The organism is Hymenobacter saemangeumensis (assembly GCF_039541835.1).
In the GTDB taxonomy this organism is placed as follows: domain Bacteria; phylum Bacteroidota; class Bacteroidia; order Cytophagales; family Hymenobacteraceae; genus Hymenobacter; species Hymenobacter saemangeumensis.
Genome location: NZ_BAABGZ010000015.1, coordinates 29,031 through 49,488, shown reverse-complemented (window position 1 = coordinate 49,488; position 20,458 = coordinate 29,031). Strand labels below are relative to the sequence as shown.

Here is a 20,458-nt window from a genome sequence, read left to right as displayed (position 1 = left end):
TTGGCCGAGATAAAACAAAAAAATCCCCTGGCCAGCCGGCCAGGGGATTTTTTACTTGACAGATAAACCGTGCTACCTACTTGCGGGCCTGAGCAGCCGGAGCAGGAGCCGTCTCGCCCAGGAGGCGGGCCAGCTGGGCCTTCATCGTTTGCAGGTCGGCGTGGTCGGCATCGGCCTGGGCAGCCTTGGCCTGCAGCGCGGCATTCTGGGCTTTGAGGGCTTCAATCTGCACCTGCTGCTCTTTGATGGCTTGAATGAAGAGCGGCGCCAGTGCGGCATAGTTCACCATATAGTGACCATTTTCCTGGCTTACTGCCTCGGGCAGCACCCGCTCCACTTCCTGCGCCAGCACACCGGCCGCCTGCATTGGCTTCTGCCCCTTCTCGACTTCCTTGGGCAGCAGGTTGAATGAATACGTATAGCCGCTCAGTGAAGTGAGCTTGCGCAGACCATCGGTGATGGGCTTGATGTTGCTTTTTGCGTTGGCGTCCGATACCTGGAAATATTGCCCATTGCCATCGATACGTGCCCGCAGGGCTGTTCCATCGTAAACAGTACCAGCATTGTCGAATCCGTCCTCGTCCAGAAACTTCACCAGGTCGTTGTCGCCGGGGCTGTAGATGGCCGCGTAGTTGCCATTGGCCCAGAAGCCACCTTCTTCGGCTTCATTGTTGCTGACATGCACTCCCAGCGGGGATGAACTCGGGTCAAACAGGTCAGTAAAGACCTGAGGGGTATTGGCGCGCCGGAATCGGTTGTTTGCGTTTTGCGTACGCAGGTCATTGCCCAGCGTCACCGTACCAGCGGCCAGCTCAAACTCGGTGGTGCTGGTGCCTGAGGTGGCCAGGTACAGGTTGCCGGCCGTAGTGTAGAAGCCTACGTTGTTGTTGGAGTTCAGCGTCGGGTAGCCGCGCTGAATGCCATGGGAGGCATTGCCAAACACGATGCCGCCACCCGTAGCGCCCGTGGTGCCTACGGTTATGCGGGCCGAGCCGTCGGTGGTACGCACGTCCAGTATAGTCGCGGGGGCGTTGGTGCCAATGCCCACGCGGCCGTTGCCGACTACCCGCATCAGCTCGGTGCCGTTGCCGTTTTTGCCACCGGAATAGAAGACGTGGCTTGCGCCGCCGGCATCTACATGGTAGTTCATCTGCGAGTTGCTGATGCCAAAGCCGTAGTGGTTAACGGTGCTGCCGCCATCCCAGAGCGTTATTTTGGCCTCGGTAGTAGAAGGGGAGAGGCTCAGGCGGGAGTTGGGGGCGTTCGTGCCGATGCCCACGTTGCCCGTACCGCGTACGGCAAACAGCGAAGTTCCTACACCTGATACGGCTGCGCCCTGGCTGACGTCAAGGGCAAGGCCCGTGGTGCCGCTCACTTTCACGGCCAGGCCGTTGTTGGCGCCGGCAGGAGCAAAGTTGCCGATTGCGCCGGCAAAGCCGCCGGCGTTGCTTACCCAGTTCAGCGACTGAGTGCTGATGCCGTTGCCGTCCGTACCTACAATGTTCAGGTTGGTGTTGGCCAGCTGGGTAACCGGGGTGATAGTACCCACGCCAACAAAGCCATTGGGCCGCAGGGTCATGGCCGTGCTAGTGCCCGTCGGCCAGTTGTCGCCGCCAGTCGAGGCGTGCACGTTGAAGAACAGGCCGCCGCCGAAGTTGCCGTCGTCCAGGGTCTGGATGGAAGAGGCGCGGGTCACGCCCCCGTTGCCGAACATGATGGCGCCATAGCCGTTGGTTGGCGTAAAGCCGCCGCTTGAGCCACCGTACAGGTGCAGGGCGGCTGCAGGGGCGGAGGTGCCGAAGCCGACGTTGCCAACGCTGGAAATGCTCATGCGGTTGATGCTGCTGGTATAGAAGTCCAGCCCGAACTGGTTGCCACCGGCGTTGCGCTTGCTGCCGATGGTTTCGCCGCTGCCGATGCTGCCAAAGCGCAGGGTGTTATTGAAGGTGCCCGTGTTGAGCTGGGCGTTGTCTACTACCAGGTTGCCGCCGGCCGTGAGCGAGCCGCCTGCCACGCCGCTACCGTTGATGCGGAAGTTGGCCGCCTGGTCCAGCGCGTTCTGGTTCTGAATGAAGTTGGTGCCGTCAGGGAACGCCTGCCCGGCGCTCAGGTTGCCGTTGTCGTCGGCCACTACCACGCGGCTGCCAGTACCGGTCAGCCCGCGCAGGCGGGTGCTGCCGTTTACGTCCAGTACCGCCGTGGGGGCCGTGGTGCCGATGCCCACGTTGCCGTTGTTGCTAAAGCTCATACGGGGAGCTCCGTTGGCCAAGGCATTGGTGTAGAGGTGCATCTGTCCGGCAGATATGCCAAACCCGTAGAAGTCGCTGCCGCTGGCGTTGTTGTACAGGCTGAGCTTTTTGGCCGCTACATCGCTGGGGCTGCTGCCAAGCGAGTTGCCCAGGTCCAGCAGGTTTTGCGGGGAAGTTGTGCCAATGCCTACCCGGCCGCTGGCGTTCCAGGTCAGGGCCGTGGTGCGAGTACCGCCCTGGTTGGTGCCGAGCAAACCGCCGCTGAAGCCGTACACAACGGGTCCGTCCACGTTGATGCCGTTCCAGGGCTTGATGTCGCCATACCAGCCGATGCCGTGGTTGGTGTCGCGCATCAGGTAGTCGTTGATGCTGGGAATAAACACGTTCCCGTTTACCGACAGCTTCTGACCAGGGGTAGTGGTGCCGATGCCCACGTTGCCGGTGCCAGTGAAGCCCAGGTTGAAGTTGGCTTGGTTGATGGTGGTAGCCTGGGTGAGGGTACCGCCCAGGCGCACGTCGTTACCTACCAGGCTCAGGCCGTTGCTGGCCGTGGTGGCGTCGAGGCTGGCGGCCGTGCCCGTGCTCAGGTTGCCGGCGGCATCGGCTGTCACCACGCGGGTGCCTACGCCAACCATGCCCGCGACGTTGATGGTGCCATTGGGGTCAATGGTAAACCGGTCAATCGAGGCGGCGTTGTCGTCGATGCTGCCGGCGCCGTTGTTGAACGTTTGCAGACGAATGAGGGGGGCGCGCAGCGTGATGCGGTCGGGGCCGCAGCAGGCCGTGCCGTCGTTGCCCTGAAAGATGATGGTTTCGGCAATCTCCGCGCCCGGGTTGCCGGGGGCGCCCTGGCCTACCGGTACGGCCCGCGAGGTGATGACGCCGGCCGGGTCGCCGCCGTTAAAGGGGTCGGGGAAGGTAAAGGCCGTAGCCCGCGTTACACCATTGACGTCCAGCTTGGTACCTGGAGTAGCGGTGCCGATGCCCACATTGCCGGTGCCGCCGTTGGCGTTCAGCACCACGTTGCCTGTGCCCTTGCTGTCGATGGCAAATTCACTGTTAACATTGGTGCCCGTTTTGCGCAGGCCGCCCCACCACACGCCAATGCCCTGGGTCAGGTTAAGGGCCTGGAAGTCGGCAATGTTGGTGGGGATGTTGTTGTCAGCCGAAACTACCTGCAGCCTGTTGGCCGGGATGGCCGTGCCCACACCTACGCCCACGTTGCCGTTGAGGCCAATGTTCATGCGCGAAGCGTTGCCGGTGTAGAAGTCCAGGCCAAACTGGTTGCCGCCGGCCGAACGCTTGCTGCCAATGGCTTCGCCGCTTCCGGCGCTGCCGAAGTGCAGGGCGCTGGCTGCCGTGCCGGTGTTGGTCTGGGCGAAGTCAACCACCACCGTGTTGCTGGACTGAATCACGCCCGCCACATCCAGCTTCTGGCCGGGCGTGGTGGTGCCGATGCCCACGTTGCCGGTGCCAGTGAAGCCCAGGTTGAAGTTGGCTTGGTTGATGGTGGTAGCCTGGGTGAGGGTACCGCCCAGACGCACGTCGTTGCCTACCAGGCTCAGGCCGTTGCTGGCCGTGGTGGCATCCAGGGTGGAGGCCGTGCTGCTGCTCAGGTTGCCCTGGCTGTCGGCCGTTACCAGGCGCGTGCCCGTGCCGCTCAGGCCTTCCAGGCGCACGGTGGAGGTAGCGCCTCCTACGTGCAGGGTAGCCGTCGGCGCGGCGGTGTTCACCCCAACCTGGCCGGTCACGGCGGTCAGCACCGTGCCGGTGCCACCCGCCTGCATGGTGGTGCGGAAAAGCCGGTCCTGGGTCGCGGACACGTCCGACCCACCTGCCGGGTAGGAGTCTGCGTTATTGAAGCTCCAGAAAGTCTGGGTGGAGGTATCCAGAATTTGAATGGTGTATACCTGCCCGGCCGTCAAAGCGACACCGGTGATGGGGTAGGCATAGTTCTGTTGCGAGCCTACCGACGTAAAGTTCAGGTTCGCCGTGTACAGGATGGCTCCGCCGGTACCGGCCCCGCTGCGGATATTGAGCGTGAACCCCGGCGTAAAGCCGCTAGAAAAGCCCAGGCGCAGCTCCAGTTGCGTCAGGTTGCCGGTCACGCCGGCCGTAAAGGTTTGGAAGTGGTTACCGTTGTTGAAGCCGCTTTCAACTACAGTCAGGTTGTTCTGGTCTACGGCGGGCGCACCCGCAGGAGTGCCCTGGGTAATGCTGAAGCTGTTGTTGCCGGCGGCCAGCGTGGTAGCCTGGGTCAGGGCACCGCCCAGCCGCACGTCATTGCCCACTTCGGTCAGGCCATTGCTGGCCGTGGTGGCGTCGAGGCTGGCGGCCGTGCCGCTGGTCAGGTTGCCCAAGGCATCCGTCGTTACAATGCCAGCCGTGGTCAGCCCCCGCAGGCGGGTGGTGCCGTTCACGTCCAGTACGGCGGTGGGAGCGCTTGTGCCAATGCCTACGTTGCCCGAGGGCATCAGGCGCATCACGTCGCGGTAGTTCTGGCTGGCATCACCGTAAGTGCCAATGGCACTGGCGCCTACTTGAAGTGAGAGCCCGCCTTCGGCCCCGCCCGCCCGGTAGAAGCTGGTGCTGCCGTCATGGAACAGGTACTGGTGGTCCCAGGCCGCGCCGTTGCGCACGCCCAAAGTGCCGTTGGCTACGTCCAGGCCCAGCGTGGGAGCGAGGGTGCCCACGCCAAGCGAACCGCCAATGCCGACGTTGCCGCCGGTAATATTCAAGTTATTGCCGCCTTGCGTAATGGTAGTGGTCTGCGTCAGGGCACCACCTAGCTGCACGTTGCTGCCGGTCTTGGTCAGGCCGTTATTGGCGGTGATAGCCGCGCCAGCCGCCGTGGCAATCTGCTGCCAGTTGGGAACGGCAGCGGTGCCGGCATTATAGTAAAAGCCTGCCGGAGCGCCGGTCTGAAATACCAGCAAACCCGTGGCCGGGCTGGTTACAGCCGATACCGATGCTACACGCGGCAGCAAGGCACCCTTGTTAGACGATACAATGTCGAGGGCGGCCGAAGCGTCCGGCGCGGTGGTGCCGATACCTACGCCCGGCGTCTGGGCCTGAGAGGCCAGCGGCAGGGTTAGAAGTAATACGCCCCAGCATAAGGGAAGTAAAAGCTGTTTCATGAAAAAAGAGTAAGAGTTTAAAAAGCAGCTATGAAATGGCCGGTTTCAACACTGTTGCGCAGTAAGTCAGTGTTATTCGTGCCGTGTCAGTCAGGTTTTGACTTCCCATAACCCCGTTATTCGCTCTTCTAAAGCAGACGAATAGCAAGGAAATGGTAGCTCAAAGGTAAAGAGCGGAGTACCCTAAAACATAGTTATTTCACTAGCATAAAGATGCTAGTAGCCCACTAGCATCGATGCTGCTATTGTTGAGAACTTATTGATGAACAATAGGGAATGAAAAAAGGCACTGCCTCTGGCAGCGCCTGTGAAGAAGTAGGCCCCTGCTACCTCTTATTGGGGGGAGGGGCAACAGGTAGGTCTTATTTCTTAAGAATGCGTCGCGTAGCGCTTCCCGCCGGGGTATGAACTTCTAACAGGTATACCCCTGCTGGTAATTGCTCCAGGGAAATGGAGTGAGTGGCAGACCGGCTGTTGAGTTCCTGCTGGCTGATGGCCCGGCCGCTTAAGTCGCGAAGGGTAGCCTGCCCGCTGCTAGCTGTTGGCAGTGTAAGCACCACTTCCTGCAGGGCTGGGTTGGGGTACAAGCTTAGCGCAAGAGCCCGAGCCTGGCTACTGCCCGTTAGCACTGTCTGCATGGCGTAGCTTTCCACCCATGCCTGGCCCCGTACCAGCATCCAGCCGTAGCGGTAGCCATTTTGGGCGGTTCCAATACGCGCGCCGGCGTAGTAGAGCGCGTTGCTGTCGAGCCAGTAGCCACTCACCCGCCCGGGCTGACCGGGGCCGGCGCTTTGGGAAAAGAAGATGGTTACTTTGGCTGGTGCTGTGGCTGTGCCCTGCCGCCAGGAGGTAAAGCGTCCTACGGCGCGGGCAGGAGTGTCAATATCCTCGCCGAGGGCCAGGGGGAGGGCGTAAGAGTTGCGGCTGCCGTTCCAGGTGGCCGAATCAGCTCCGGCCAGCTCCACATTGGTGCGCAAAGCCCTCACTTCGTAGTACACTACCCCGCTAAGGCCGCCCGTGCTCACTTGCGCATGAGCCAGGGATACATCATTGCTGCCGTCGCCGTCGAGGTCCAGTTCCTGGCAGATGGTGTTGGAGGCCGGGGAGCAGCCAAACTGTACAGTACGCACCCGGTGATGCATACCGCTTGTTTGCCCCGCAGTAATACCGCTTTGCGCGGCCAGGGGAAGGGCTGCTGCAGTACAGCCCACAAAAAGAAGGGTTGAAAGAAGTTTCATATGGTGTACGGAAATTGAGGACGAATAGAAAGTCGACCGACAACAAGCAAAAAGGGTTGCCTGCTGTAGGTAAAAGCAGGGTTTGCCCAACAATGTACCTAGATATTAGCAAATCGAAGCCAGCGCTGCATGCGTTGCCTGCTCCCAGTTAAAAACAAGAAAGGCGCAGCCGAAGCTGCGCCTTTCTTGTTTTAGGAAACGGGCACTTAGTCAGCCTGCTTGGCGTAGCGCAGCCGCTCGTTTTCGTCGAGCAGAATCTTGCGCATGCGCACGCTCTTGGGCGTTACTTCCAGGTACTCATCCTTCTGGATGTATTCCATGGCGTCTTCCAGCGAGAACTGGCGCTTGGGCGCAATTTTCACGTTTTCGTCGGAGCCCGAAGCGCGCATGTTGGTCAGCTTCTTGCCTTTCTGGATGTTGATGGTCAGGTCGTTGGGGCGGGTGTGCTCGCCAATTACCTGGCCGCCGTACACTTCCTCGCCCGGGTCCACGAAGAACTCGCCGCGGTCCTGCATCTTGTCGATGGTGTAAGCCGTGCCGGGGCCGCTTTCCATTGAAATCAGCGAGCCGGAAATACGGCCGGGGATGGTTCCTTTGAAAGGCTCGTAGCTCTGGAAGCGGTGGTTCATGATGGCCTCGCCGGCGGTGGCCGTCAGCACGTTGTTGCGCAGGCCAATCAGGCCGCGGCTGGGAATGTTGAACTCCAGGTGCTGCAGGTCGCCCTTGGGCTCCATGATGGTCAGCTCGCCCTTGCGCATGGTCACCAGCTCAATCACCTTGCCGGCGGTTTCCTCGGGCACGTCCACCACCAGGTGCTCGATGGGCTCGAGGCGGTTGCCGTTGTCGTCTTCCTTGTACAGCACCTGGGGCTGGCCCACTTGCAGCTCGTAGCCCTCGCGGCGCATGGTTTCAATCAGTACCGACAAGTGCAGAATGCCCCGGCCGTACACCAGGAAGGTGTCCTCGCGGTCGGTTTCATGCACGCGCAGGGCCAGGTTCTTCTCGGTTTCCTTGAACAGGCGGTCACGCAGGTGGCGCGAAGTCACGAACTTGCCCTCCTTGCCGAAGAACGGCGAGTTGTTGATGGTGAACAGCATGTTCATCGTCGGCTCGTCGATGCTGATGCGCTCGAGGGCCTCGGGGTTTTCGGCATCAGCCAGCGTGTCGCCGATGTCGAAGCCTTCGATGCCGGTCACGGCGCAAATTTCGCCGCTGCTCACCTCCGATACTTTGGCTTTGCCCAAGCCTTCAAATACCTGCAGCTCTTTGATTTTAACCTTCTTGATGGAGCCGTCAGCCTTCATCAGGCTCATGTTGGCGCCTTCTTTCAGGGTGCCGCGGTGCACGCGGCCGATGGCGATGCGGCCCACGAACGACGAGTAGTCGAGCGAGGTAATCTGCATCTGCGGGGTGCCTTCCAGCACCGGCGCCGGCGGAATAGAAGCCACCACGGCGTCGAGCAGGGGCGTGATGTCGTCGGTTTTCTGCTTCCAGTCGGTGCTCATCCAGCCCTGCTTCGAGGAGCCGTACAGCGTCACAAAGTCCAGCTGGTCTTCCGAAGCGCCGAGGTTGAACATCAGGTCGAATACCTGCTCATGCACCTCGTCGGGGCGGCAGTTTTCCTTGTCCACCTTGTTCACCACCACGATGGGCTTCAGGCCCAGGTCAATGGCTTTGCCCAGCACGAAGCGGGTCTGCGGCATGGCGCCCTCGAAGGCGTCCACCAGCAGCAGCACGCCGTCGGCCAGCTTCAGCACCCGCTCTACCTCGCCGCCGAAGTCGGCGTGACCGGGGGTGTCGATGATGTTGATTTTAACGTCTTTGTAGCGTACCGATACGTTCTTGGAAACAATGGTAATGCCGCGCTCGCGCTCCAGGTCGTTGTTGTCGAGAATCAGGTCGTCGAATTGCTGGTGCGCATCGAAAATTTTGGAAGCGTGGATAATTTTATCCACCAGGGTGGTTTTGCCGTGGTCAACGTGAGCGATGATGGCAATATTCCGAATGTTCTGGGCCATGTGTTGTGTTTTTGCGGGTGCAAAGGTACGTAAAAAAAGGCGCAAATCCTTGTGGTAATCAATGTTTAACAACTCGCCGGCTCCGTTATGCCTGCAACGCTGGCAGGAAGCCAAGGATTTCGCTCTAAATCAATTAGCCCGTCTGTAAGGTTCCCGCCCCGGCCGCGTCTATGGCCCAACCCGAACCAGCATCGGCTTTCGTATGTTGGCCATGCACGTGCTTAACCAATCCCCTCCCATGCGCTTTACCCTCTTGCTTTTCCTTTTTTCCGTGCTGCTGCTTAACCCCGCCTGCTCCCAGGATGCCCGCCGGGCCCCGGCCGAGCCCAAGGGCCCACGCGGCGCGGCCGTTCAGACCCGCCGCTACCCGCAGCCGCCGCTGGTAACCGGCAAAGCCGATGAGTTTCCGGTTCGCAAAACCGACGCCGAGTGGCGCAAAGCCCTCACCCCGGCCCAGTATTACATCCTCCGCCAGCAGGGCACCGAACGCGCGTTTAGCAGCACGCTGCACGACAACCACGCGGCCGGCAGCTACTACTGCGCGGCCGACGGCAACCTGCTGTTCACGTCGGACCTGAAGTTTGATTCCGGCACCGGCTGGCCCAGCTTCTTCGCGCCAGCCACCGAGAGCAGCGTAAAAGTAGCCTCCGACACCAGCCACGGCATGACCCGCGACGCAGTGGTGTGCGCCAAATGCGGCGGCCACCTGGGCCATGTATTCAACGACGGGCCGGCCCCAACCGGCCTCCGCTACTGCATAGACGGCGACGCCCTGATGTTTGAGAAGAAAAAGTAGACTAGTCTGTACTTTTCTAGGAAAATTCACAAATTTGAGCCCCGTAGCAAAGCATGCTGCGGGGCTTTTGCGTTTGTTTTGTACCTTAACAACGGGATATCTCGCAAAGTAGCGCTGATTAAAAAAGTGCAATTCTGTCTTTTATTATGAATCCGGCAACCGACCCCGTTCATTACTTGCTTCAAGCCATATCGCCGGCCCGGCGGGTGTTGCTTCACAACCGCCTCTACCAGCGGCTCGACACCCTGGCCGACCTGCAGCGCTTTATGGAGCATCACGTGTTTGCGGTGTGGGACTTTATGTCGCTGCTCAAAGCCCTGCAGCGCGACCTGACCTGCGTGACAGTGCCCTGGCTGCCTACGGCCAATGCCACCACGCGCCGGCTGATTAATGAGATAGTGCTGGAGGAGGAAAGCGACGTCGACCCTCAGGGCCAGCCCATCAGCCACTTCGAGCTCTACCTGCGGGCCATGGACGAGTGCGGGGCCAACACCGGCCCAATCCGGCAGCTGCTGGCATCTCTGGCGGCCGGCCGCAGCGTGCCAGCAGCCCTGCAGGAGGCCGCTGTGCCTGGCTCGGTTCGCCAGTTTGTGGAGCACACCTTCAGCATCATCGATTCCGGACGCACGCATGCCATTGCGGCGGCCTTTACCTTCGGACGGGAGGACGTTATTCCGGCCATGTTCCGGCAGTTTGTGGCCGAGCTGAAAGTTAATTTCCCGGGGCAGCTCGATACCTTCACCTACTACCTCGACCGCCACATTCAGCTCGACGAAGAGGTGCATACCCCCCTGGCCCAGCAGATGGTGCGGGAGCTGTGCGCCGGCGACCCCCAGCGCTGGCTGGAGTGCCAGCAGGTGGCTATTTCCTGCATGGAGGCCCGCATGATACTGTGGGACGGTGCCCAGCCGGCTTCCAAACAGCCCGTGGCCTTTAGCTGAGGCCAACTGTTGGGCAGCGCTTGCCGTTTGAAGAAGGCCCCCGGCTTCGGGCGGCCTTTTTTTTATGGCTATGACTATCAATAAAATTCGACTCGGTGCTTGTGCAGGCCTGCTGGGCCTGTACGCCGTGGCGGCCTGTTCCACCAGCGACCAGGCCAGCGAAACGGCTGCCCCGGCTGTACCCAGGGAAGTGCGCACCGATGCTGAGCGGCGCGCCATCTACCGTAGCGGTGGGCACAGCACTGCCGTTCCCGATGCTACCCCCAACCGGATGGGGCTGGGCGAGCATGCCTCTGAGATTAACCGCCGCAAGCGGCCGGAAACACTGAATACAAACGCACCCAACAATACCACCACCAAAACCCGCTACGAGCGGCTCGACTACGATTTCGACATTCCTTTTGATTCCTCCCGCGCCCGGCCCTGATTTGGGTTGGTAAGCGCACAAAAAAGCCCGCCTGGCAATGCCGAGGCGGGCTTTTATTTCAATGGAGCCTGACAAGCCATTTCCCGGAGCAGGCTTTCCGTGCCTGTGAGCGCACATCAGGCATTCTTCGGGGCCGGGGCAGGCTTAGCTTGCTGGCGGCGCTCCCTAAACCTGCTGTACTGCTAAGCGCTGACTTCGCCCGTGCTGGGGCTGTCGGCAGAGTTCATTACGTCGCTGGCCTCCGGGCTCGCCGCAGCAGCGGCGGCTTTCGCGCCGGGCTTGGGACCGCGGCGGGCGCCGGTAGCCCGGCTGCCGGGCTTAGGACCGCGGCGCTTGGGAGCTTCATCGGTCACGGCCGTGGCGTCGGCGGCTGGCTTGCGGGCGGCCCGGGTGCTGCCGGGCTTGGGGCCCCGGCGCTTGGGCGCGGCGGCAGCGTCGTCGCTGGTGGCCGCTTCGGCTGCGGCGCGGGTGGTACGGGGCTTGCGGGCGCTGCCGTCGTTGGTCGAGGCCGGGTCCTTGCGGTTGTCGTTGTTGTCGCTGCTGCTGCCCATGGTAGTCATGGAGTCGTAATGACGCACAATGGTCTGCAGCGCCTGCTCAAACATGCGCTCGGTGTCGCTGTCCATGCGGCGGGTGGCCTCCTTCACTACCTCCTTCAGCTTGGCTTTCGTTTCTTTGCGGATGCGAGTCACCACTTCGTTCATGCGGTTGTTAAGCTCTTTCTGCAATTGTTTAGCCGCCGACTTAAGCGAATTTTTCTGGCTGGCCTTTTTAGCCGCGCGGTCGTTGGTCATTTCCGACGAAGCCCGGGCAGCTTCTTTGGCCGATTTACGCGCTGTTTTTTCTTCCGGCGTGCGTTTAACGCGTTTATCCGAAGAATTTTTGGTGGCGGGTTTTTTCATGTGAAAAAAGGTTTTGAAGGGGGATTAAACGCTAAATCTTCATCGGTTTATACGGTATTAATTCCGCCAACCGCGCCCAAATATAAATTGGAATATGTGTCAAACGGTTTGTAGCCTGTTTTGTTGAATTACTTCTGCTTTTTTTCATTGCCCAGCGCCTGCTGAATCTGGTTTAATTGGGCTTGTGCCCGGGTAAATTATTTTAGTCAGACGCTTCTTACAATTTTAATAATGTCTTTTCTCCCTCAGCGATACACCGTTACGGCAGCTTTGCCTTATGCCAACGGGCCGGTGCATATTGGTCATTTAGCCGGTGTTTATTTGCCGGCAGATATTTACGTTCGGTACCTGCGGTCAATGGGACGGGATGTAAAATTTATCTGTGGCTCCGACGAGCACGGCGTTCCCATCACTATCCGGGCCCAGAAAGAAGGGGTAACGCCCCAGCAGGTAGTTGATAAATACCACGCACTGATACGCGACTCCTTTCAGGAGTTTAACGTCTCGTTCGACGTGTATTCGCGCACTTCGTCGGCCACCCACGCCGAGGTTTCCAGCGGCTTTTTTAAAAAGCTTTACGCCGACGGAAAATTTATTGAGCAAACCACGCAGCAGTATTTCGACGAGCAGGCCCAGCAGTTTCTGGCCGACCGCTACATTGTGGGCACCTGCCCGAACTGCAGCAATGAGAATGCCTACGGCGACCAATGCGAGCGCTGCGGTACTTCGCTCAGTCCCACCGAGCTAATCAATCCGCGCAGCATGCTCAGCGGCGCCCAGCCCGTGCTGCGCGATACCAAGCATTGGTTTCTGCCCCTCGACCAGTACGAGCCCTGGCTGCGCGAATGGATTGTGGAAGGCCACAAAAACGACTGGAAAACCAACGTGTACGGGCAGTGCAAATCCTGGATTGACCAGGGCCTGCACCCCCGCGCCGTGACGCGCGACCTCGACTGGGGCGTGCCCGTGCCGGTGCCCGGCGCCGAAGGCAAGGTGCTGTACGTGTGGTTCGACGCACCCATCGGCTACATCTCGGCCACCAAGGAGGCTTTTCCCGATGAGTGGGAAACGTACTGGAAAGACAGCGGCTCCAAGCTGGTGCATTTCATTGGCAAGGACAACATCGTTTTCCACTGCATTATTTTCCCGGCCATGCTCAAGGCGCACGGCGGCTATATTCTGCCGGATAATGTACCCGCCAACGAATTCCTGAATCTGGAAGGGGATAAAATCAGCACCTCGCGCAACTGGGCGGTGTGGCTGCACGAATACTTAGCGGAATTCCCTGGCCAGGGCGATGTATTGCGTTATGTACTCTGTGCCAACGCCCCCGAGAACAAGGATAACGACTTCACCTGGAAGGATTTTCAGGCCCGTAACAACAACGAGCTGGTTGCCACGCTGGGCAATTTCGTGAACCGCGCAGCGGTACTCACGCATAAGTTTTTCGAAGGGAAAGTACCCGCAGCGGGAGAATTTACCGAGCAAGACCAGGAAACGCTGAATCAGGTGTATGCCTTCCCGGCTAAAATTGGGGAGCTGATTGAGAATTACCGTTTCCGTGATGCGCTGGCTGAAGTATTAAACGTAGCCCGACTCGGAAATAAATACCTGGCCGATACCCAGCCCTGGCACCTGATCAAAACCGATGCGGCCCGCACCGGTACGGTGCTGCACGTAAGCCTGCAGATTGCCGCGGCCCTGGCTCCGCTGCTGGAGCCTTTCCTGCCCGCCTCGGCCCAGAAGCTGGCCGCCATGCTCAATCTGGAGCTTGGGAATTGGGCTACCGCCGCCCGCCCCGGAATCCTGGCCGCCGGCCACGAGCTGCGCGAGCCGGCCCTGCTCTTCGCCAAAATTGAGGATACCACCGTGGAAGCCCAGGTACAGAAGCTGCTCGATACCAAAAAAGCCAATCAGCTGGCCAATGCGCCCGTTACGGCCGCCAAGGAAAACGTGTCGTTCGAGGATTTCGCCAAAATGGATTTGCGCATCGGTACCATTGTAGCCGCCGAAAAAGTAGCCAAAACCAAAAAGCTGCTAAAGCTGACGGTTGACACCGGCCTCGACCAGCGCACCATAGTAAGCGGCATCGCCGAGCATTTTATTCCCGAGGCCCTGGTGGGCCAGCAGGTGCTGGTGCTGCTGAATCTGGCACCCCGCGAAATAAAGGGCATCCAAAGCCAGGGCATGCTGCTGCTGGCCGAAAACGCCGACGGCAGCCTGAAGCTCATGCAGCCCGGCGGCGCAGTTCGTAACGGCAGCGGCGTGATGTAATAACGACTTTAAAACAGGCGGTAGTCTAAACAGTGGTGGCACGACTTTTTGGTCGTGCCACCACTACATCATAGAACAAGATTAGACCTGTCGTTCTGGATTATTAGTGGTGCCACGAACCGCTGCGCGGAATTCGTGGCACCACCTCGCTTTACTCCACTGCTTTAAAACAAAAGCGGCCTGCATAATTGCAGGCCGCTTTTGTTTTAGGGTCAGGTTCTCCTTACTTCACATTAACCACGTTCATGGCCCGCTCTAGCCCCATCGCACCAAAAGCCAGCACTGCATCGGCCGCTTTCTCAATGTGCGTGGGCAGCTCAATCTGCTCATCGGCCGAAAAAGGGTTCAGCACATAATCTACCTGCCGTCCTTTGGGGAAATTAGCATCCACGCCAAAGCGTAGCCGGGCGTATTTATCGGAGCCCAGGGTTTCCTGAATGTGCTTCAGCCCATTGTGGCCACCCGCGGAGCCCTGGCCCTTCAGACGGAGCTTGCCGAAGGGCAAAGCCAGGTCGTCGGTTACTACCACCATATTCTCCACCGGAATTTTAAGCGTGCTCAGCCAGTGGGAAGCGGCCTTGCCGCTGAGGTTCATGTAAGTAGTGGGCTTTACCAACGTATAGCTGTGGCCCTTGTGCTTGATTTCGGTCACGAAGGCGTGGCGGCCCAGCTCGAAGCGCGGGGCCTCGTATTTCGCCGCCAGAAAGTCGGCCACCATAAAGCCGATGTTGTGGCGGGTGTCGGCGTATTCGGGGCCAATATTTCCCAGGGCAAGAACTAGAAGCTTCATCGCTGATTTTCGTTGATTAATTGTGATTGCGCTGATGCACGACCATCAGAAATAGAAAGAGCAAGCGGGTGATTGATTTATTTTAAAGGCAAAGAAAAAGGCGCTTCACAGGAAGCGCCTTTTTCAGAATTTTTACCGCGCCAATTAAATCAGTGTAATCACGAATAATCAGCGGAAATCAGCGGTGATTAGCGGTTGGCAGCCATTTCGCCTTTCAGCGCACGCGGGATGGTGATGGTGGCGATGGGCGCCTGGGCGTTGGTGAGGATGGTGTAGTTGTTGGTTTCTACGGCACCCACCTTGATGGATTTGCCGAGCTCCAGACCGCTGATGTTTACCTCCACGTAGTCGGGCAGGTTTTCGGCGGCGGCCTTCACCTTCAGCTTGCGCAGCTTGCTCACCAGCTTGCCACCGGCCAGTACGCCCGGCGATACGCCAACGTACTTCACGGGGATGTCCATCTTCACTTCCTTGCCTTCCTGCAGCTCCAGGAAGTCAACGTGCAGCAGCATTTCGTTTACGGGGTGGAACTGGGCGTCCTGCACGATAGCGCGGTAGGTGTCACCTTCCACGTTCAGGTCCACGATGTGCGCCTCAGGCGTGTACAACAGTTCGCGGAACAGGATAGCGGGCACGGAGAAGTGCACGGTGTCCTTGCCGCCATACAACACGCACGGTACTTGGGCGTCCAGGCGCAGGGCCTTGGCATCCGTCTTACCGAGATTCGCTCTTTTAAACCCTACAATCTCGAGGCTTTTCATAAAAGAAGTTTTTGGGAGTTGAAATTCCGCCCCGGCACCTTTGCCGAAACGGGCCGCAAAGGTAGGGGAAAGGCTTGGAAAAAGAAAGGGTTACGTCGAAACCTGCTGGCGTAAGGTTGATGGCGCGGGGTCGTACCCGAAGGGCTCTGGCCCGTGTCTACTATCCGCGGGCCTCTGGCCCGCACCCGTCAGAACGACTTGCTTCAGAATTGTTCTAACGGCGCAGGCCAGAGGCCTGCAATCAATAGACACGGGGCAGAGCCCTTCGGGTACGACCCCGCGCCACCCTGTATACAAACAGCACTACACAAACAGCGAGCTGATGCTCTCGTGCGTCACCACGTTGCGGATGGCCGCGGCGAAGAGCGGGGCCAGGGTGATGACGCGAATCTTGTCGTTTTCCTGGCGCAGCGGAATGGTGTCGCACACAATCAGCTCGGTGAGGCCGCAGGCGCGGATACGGTCGTGGGCCGGGCCCGAGAGCAGGGCGTGGGTTACCACGGCGCGCACGGAGGCGGCGCCGCGCTCGAGCAGCAGGTCGGCGGCCTTGCAGATGGTGCCGGCCGTGTCCACGATGTCGTCGACCAGCACCACGTTCATGCCCTGCACGTCGCCAATCACCTGCATGGAGGCAATCTCGTTGGCCCGCAGGCGCATCTTGTCGCAGACCACTATCTCGGCCCCGAACTTCTTGGCGAAGGCCCGGGTGCGTACCACGCCGCCCACGTCGGGCGAGGCGAAGATGAGGTTTTCCAGGTTCAGCGACTTGATGTAGGGAGCCGTGACGGTGGCCCCGTCGAGATGGTCGACGGGAATGTCGAAGAAGCCCTGAATCTGGCCGGCGTGCAGGTCGCAGGTCATCAGGCGGCTGGTGCCCACGCTCTGGATGAAGTCGGCCACCACCTTGGCGCCGATGCTCACGCGGGGCTTGTCTTTGCGGTCTTGCCGGGCGTAGCCGTAGTAGGGCATCACGATGTTGACGGAGTGGGCCGAGGCCCGCTTGGCAGCGTCCACCATCAGCATCAGCTCCATCAGGTTTTCGGCCGGCGGGTTGGTGCTCTGAATCAGGAATACGGCGCAGCCCCGCACGCTCTCGTTGAAACTGGGGCCGAGCTCGGTGTCGGCGAAGCGCTGAATGCTGAGGTCGCCGAGCTGGATGCCGTAGGCGGCGGCGATGCTTTCACCGAGCTCGTGGGAGGCATTGCCGGCGAAGATTTTTACCTGTTTCATAGGGGAAGGTGCTTGAAAAATGAGTTGCAGAGCGTTGGGAGGGCGCGGGAAGGCGCCGGGGAAAAAGCGAAAGGCGCCGGCCTCTCCGAAACTTGGGAGAAGCCAGCGCCTTGCGTTTACTTTTTGAGCTTTGTCGTTGTCCGACCAGGGCTCGAACCTGGACTTTCTTGAATCAAAATCAAGCGTGTTGCCGGTTACACCATCGGACAATTTCCCGCCAGGCAGTAGCCGTTTGGGACCGCAAATGTACGACGCGATTCATGCCAGGCAAGGTTTTGCTGAAAAATTTTCTGAAGATTTTTCTGGCAAAGTAGGGCTTGCGGGTTGCTGGGGCCACTTTTTGAGTTGATTGTCAGTTAGAAAAACCTGCCTGATGGCCAATTAGCTTTTCCATTGAGTAGGCAGGGGGAAGAAACGAAAAGGGTTGGAAAAGCGGCGGCGCTGCCGTAATTTTGCGGCCTGAAAACCGCAATTAATTTCATTTTAAGAAAACGCAATGGCGAATACCGGCAAAATCACCCAGGTCATCGGCCCCGTCGTGGACGTGAGCTTCGCGGGTGAAAACGCGAAACTGCCCAACATCCTCGACGCGCTGGAGGTAACGAAAGACAACGGCCAGGTGGTGGTGCTGGAGTGCCAGCAGCACCTGGGCGAAGACCGGGTGCGGACCATTGCCATGGACTCGACCGAGGGCCTGACCCGCGGCGCGGAGGTTCGTGACATGGGCTCGCCCATCAAGATGCCAACCGGCGACGGCGTGAAAGGCCGCCTGTTCAACGTAATCGGCTCGGCCATCGACGGCATCGCCCAGCCCAAGAGCACCGGCGGCGCTTCCATTCACCGCGGCGCCCCGGCCTTCGAAGACCTGGCTACTTCCTCGGAAGTTCTCTTCACCGGCATCAAGGTTATCGACCTGCTCGAGCCTTATGTAAAGGGTGGTAAAATTGGTCTGTTCGGTGGTGCCGGCGTAGGCAAAACCGTACTCATCATGGAGCTGGTGAACAACATCGCCAAGGCCTACGGTGGTCTGTCGGTGTTTGCCGGCGTGGGCGAGCGTACCCGCGAGGGCAACGACTTGCTGCGCGAATTCCTGGAGTCGGACGTAATCAACTACGGCGCCGAGTTCAAGCACTCGATGGAAGCCGGTGGCTGGGACCTGAGCAAGGTCGACGAGAAGGCCCTGGAAGAGTCGAAGGCTACCCTGGTGTTCGGCCAGATGAACGAGCCCCCCGGAGCCCGTGCCCGCGTAGCCCTGTCGGGCCTCACGGTAGCTGAAGGCTTCCGCGACGGCGATGGCACCGGTGCCGGCCGCGACATCCTGTTCTTCATCGACAACATCTTCCGCTTCACGCAGGCAGGCTCCGAAGTATCGGCTCTGCTGGGCCGTATGCCCTCGGCCGTAGGCTACCAGCCCACGCTGGCTACCGAAATGGGTGCCATGCAGGAGCGTATCACCTCGACCAAGCGCGGCTCCATCACCTCGGTGCAGGCCGTATATGTACCGGCCGATGACTTGACCGACCCGGCCCCGGCTACGACTTTCGCCCACTTGGACGCCACCACGGTACTGAGCCGCAAAATCGCCGAGCTGGGCATCTACCCGGCCGTTGACCCGCTGGACTCCACCTCGCGCATCCTCGACCCCGCCATCATCGGCGCCGAGCACTACAACGCCGCCCAGCGCGTGAAGGAGATTCTGCAGCGCTACAAGGAGCTGCAGGACATCATCGCCATCCTCGGCATGGACGAACTCTCGGAAGAAGACAAGCAGACCGTGAACCGCGCCCGCCGCGTGCAGCGCTTCCTGTCGCAGCCCTTCCACGTAGCCGAGCAGTTCACCGGCCTCAAAGGCGTACTCGTTGACATCAAGGAGACCATCCGCGGCTTCAACGAAATCATCGACGGCAAGTACGACCACCTGCCCGAGGCGGCCTTCAACCTGGTAGGCACCATCGAAGACGCCGTTGCCAAAGGCGAGCGCCTGATTGCCGAAGCGAAGTAAGGAGTAGTTGTCAGTTGTTCGTTGTCAGTTGTCAGCTTGTTCTGATGGCTGTTTTCAGAACGACCTGACAACTGACAACCAACAACTGACAACCAAACTATGCATTTAGAAATCATCACCCCCGACCGCAAGGTCTTTGAAGGCGAAGTAGTTGCGGCCGTGTTTCCGGGCGCCGATGGTTCGTTTGAAGTGCTGAACAACCACGCCCCGCTGATTTCGGCCCTGAAAGCCGGAGAAGTTACCCTTACCGGTGCCAACGGCCGCGAGTCCATTCGCATCGAAGGTGGCGTAGTGGAAGTGCTGCGCAACAACGTGATTGTACTGGCTGAAGGCGCATCGGCTTAAGCCGCCGCTGCTTTGGCTTGAAAAGCCGCTCTGGTTCTGCCGGAGCGGCTTTTTTCTTTGGCGGCTTTGCGAAAGCGCAACAATGCCGTATAAGGGCGGAGATGCATGACTGGCTACGGGCTGGTCAGGGCGCGGCAGGGTAGGGGCTGTTGGATGCTATAACTTCAATACGACTAACTAACACCACCTTGAAACCCCAGGACCTGCTTGCCGCCGTCGAAAATATCTACACTCCCCGGCAGCGGCATGTGCTGCTGGTGGCTTCCCTGATTGGCCTGGCCGCCCTGATGCTGATGGGACTCGCCGAGTACCTGACGGCCTTTCTGGGAGCCGGTATTCTGTTCGTAGTATTCCGGCCCTGGTGGGAGGCCCTGGTGCACCGGCGGCACTGGAACCGGCGGCTGGTTACCATTCTCATTTTGCTGGTAACCCTGGTGACGCTTGTTATTCCATTTTATGCCCTGAGCACCCTGCTCATCGACCGGCTGGTGGCCTTCTCCCGGCACCCCGAACAGATTATGGAGGTGATACACAAGCTGGAAAAAGCCAGTGGCTTTCAGTTGACCGAGCAGATGAACCTGCGGCAGCTGCTGCTGCAGGGGGCCGGGCAGGTGAGCAAGTGGCTGCCCAGCCTGGCCAGCGGGGCGCTCAACTTCCTGATGGTGGTGGGCCTGATGCTGTTCACGATGTACTACATGTTCATGCACGACACTTACTTCCTGCTGGGCCTGCGCCGCTACCTGCCGTTTCGGGGCGACACCCTGCTGGAGCTGGGCGACTCGCTGCGAAACAACGTGAATGCCAACGTGCTCGGGCAGGTGATGGTGTCGCTGGTGCAGGGCGTGCTGACGGGGCTTACGCTTTGGATTTTTGGCGTGCCAGACCCGCTTTTCTGGGGCGTGGTAGCATTTTTCCTGGCCTTTATTCCCTTCCTGGGTACGCCCCTGGTGTGGGGGCCCGCGGCTTTGTTTCAGTACTCGCACGGGGCGGGAGGGCAGGCGCTGGGCATCTTGCTGGTAGGCGCCATCGTCATCGTCAACGTCGACAACGTGCTGCGCATCGTCCTGGCCCAGCGCATGGGCAATATTCACCCCCTGGTGACCCTGGTGGGGCTGGTGCTGGGGGTGAAAATCTTTGGCATCATCGGGCTGGTAGTGGGCCCACTGCTGGTGTCTTACTTCCTGGTGCTGATGGAGGTGTTTCGCAAGGAAAACCGCGCCGCCCGGCTGTCGGCTTCTCCAGCGCCGGAGCCACAGAATCCCGGGTTATAGTCGCTGCCTGTATCTTGTGGGCTCAACTTTTTCAGGTAAAGAACATGCGCTACGGTCTGTTACTGACACTTGCGGTC

At 59.7% G+C, this 20,458-nt stretch carries 14 protein-coding genes and 1 tRNA gene; 7 read left to right on the top strand and 8 right to left on the bottom strand.

Annotation, left to right across the window (positions count from 1 at the left end; translation table 11 throughout):
- Positions 1-76: 76 nt before the first annotated feature.
- From ABD919_RS07715 to typA, 3 genes are all read right to left on the bottom strand, one after another.
- Complete coding sequence (locus tag ABD919_RS07715) at positions 77-5,386, bottom strand: tail fiber domain-containing protein (protein WP_345235393.1); 5,310 nt, start codon at positions 5,384-5,386, stop codon at positions 77-79.
- 362 nt (positions 5,387-5,748) lie between these two features.
- Positions 5,749-6,516 carry a T9SS type A sorting domain-containing protein gene (locus tag ABD919_RS07710; RefSeq protein ID WP_345235391.1) on the bottom strand — a complete coding sequence of 256 codons (768 nt, stop codon included), beginning with the start codon at positions 6,514-6,516 and terminating at the stop codon, positions 5,749-5,751.
- A 314-nt stretch (positions 6,517-6,830) separates the two neighbouring features.
- Positions 6,831-8,642 carry a translational GTPase TypA gene (gene typA / locus ABD919_RS07705; protein ID WP_345235389.1) on the bottom strand — a complete coding sequence of 604 codons (1,812 nt, stop codon included), beginning with the start codon at positions 8,640-8,642 and terminating at the stop codon, positions 6,831-6,833.
- Between the two features lie 238 nt (positions 8,643-8,880).
- Between typA and msrB the strand changes: the two genes are divergently transcribed.
- From msrB to ABD919_RS07690, 3 genes are all read left to right on the top strand, one after another.
- Positions 8,881-9,438 (top strand): peptide-methionine (R)-S-oxide reductase MsrB, encoded by a 558-nt coding sequence (gene msrB / locus ABD919_RS07700; protein WP_345235388.1) that lies wholly within the window; start codon positions 8,881-8,883, stop codon positions 9,436-9,438.
- A 176-nt stretch (positions 9,439-9,614) separates the two neighbouring features.
- Entirely contained in the window at positions 9,615-10,379 is a 765-nt protein-coding gene (locus tag ABD919_RS07695) for a DUF3050 domain-containing protein (protein ID WP_345235386.1), read from the top strand.
- Positions 10,380-10,449: 70 nt separating this feature from the next.
- Positions 10,450-10,806 (top strand): hypothetical protein, encoded by a 357-nt coding sequence (locus ABD919_RS07690; protein ID WP_345235383.1) that lies wholly within the window; start codon positions 10,450-10,452, stop codon positions 10,804-10,806.
- Between the two features lie 182 nt (positions 10,807-10,988).
- On the opposite strand, the gene ABD919_RS07685 is transcribed toward ABD919_RS07690, so the two are convergent.
- On the bottom strand, positions 10,989-11,708 hold the full coding sequence (locus tag ABD919_RS07685) for a hypothetical protein (RefSeq protein WP_345235381.1): 720 nt from the start codon (positions 11,706-11,708) through the stop codon (positions 10,989-10,991).
- 231 nt (positions 11,709-11,939) lie between these two features.
- Between ABD919_RS07685 and metG the strand changes: the two genes are divergently transcribed.
- A complete protein-coding gene (metG, locus tag ABD919_RS07680) occupies positions 11,940-13,982 on the top strand; it encodes a methionine--tRNA ligase (protein ID WP_345235379.1) in 2,043 nt (680 codons plus the stop codon).
- A 223-nt stretch (positions 13,983-14,205) separates the two neighbouring features.
- Here the strand turns inward: metG and pth are convergent, their stop codons facing one another.
- From pth to ABD919_RS07660, 4 genes are all read right to left on the bottom strand, one after another.
- A complete protein-coding gene (gene pth, locus ABD919_RS07675; RefSeq protein WP_345235377.1) occupies positions 14,206-14,772 on the bottom strand; it encodes an aminoacyl-tRNA hydrolase in 567 nt (188 codons plus the stop codon).
- Between the two features lie 188 nt (positions 14,773-14,960).
- Positions 14,961-15,533, bottom strand: coding sequence for a 50S ribosomal protein L25/general stress protein Ctc (locus ABD919_RS07670; RefSeq protein ID WP_345235375.1), 573 nt, complete (start codon positions 15,531-15,533; stop codon positions 14,961-14,963).
- A gap of 303 nt (positions 15,534-15,836) precedes the next feature.
- Entirely contained in the window at positions 15,837-16,763 is a 927-nt protein-coding gene (locus ABD919_RS07665; protein ID WP_345235373.1) for a ribose-phosphate pyrophosphokinase, read from the bottom strand.
- 136 nt (positions 16,764-16,899) lie between these two features.
- Positions 16,900-16,972, bottom strand: a tRNA-Gln gene (locus tag ABD919_RS07660).
- Positions 16,973-17,259: 287 nt separating this feature from the next.
- On the opposite strand from ABD919_RS07660, the gene atpD reads away from it, so the two are divergent.
- From atpD to ABD919_RS07645, 3 genes are all read left to right on the top strand, one after another.
- Positions 17,260-18,765: a F0F1 ATP synthase subunit beta gene (gene atpD, locus ABD919_RS07655; RefSeq protein ID WP_345235371.1), complete on the top strand. Its 1,506-nt coding sequence runs from the start codon at positions 17,260-17,262 to the stop codon at positions 18,763-18,765.
- 99 nt (positions 18,766-18,864) lie between these two features.
- On the top strand, positions 18,865-19,110 hold the full coding sequence (gene atpC, locus ABD919_RS07650) for an ATP synthase F1 subunit epsilon (RefSeq protein ID WP_345235369.1): 246 nt from the start codon (positions 18,865-18,867) through the stop codon (positions 19,108-19,110).
- A 188-nt stretch (positions 19,111-19,298) separates the two neighbouring features.
- The gene (locus ABD919_RS07645; protein WP_345235368.1) at positions 19,299-20,381 is read left to right on the top strand and encodes an AI-2E family transporter; all 1,083 of its coding nucleotides are present in this window, start codon (positions 19,299-19,301) and stop codon (positions 20,379-20,381) included.
- Positions 20,382-20,458: the final 77 nt, after the last annotated feature.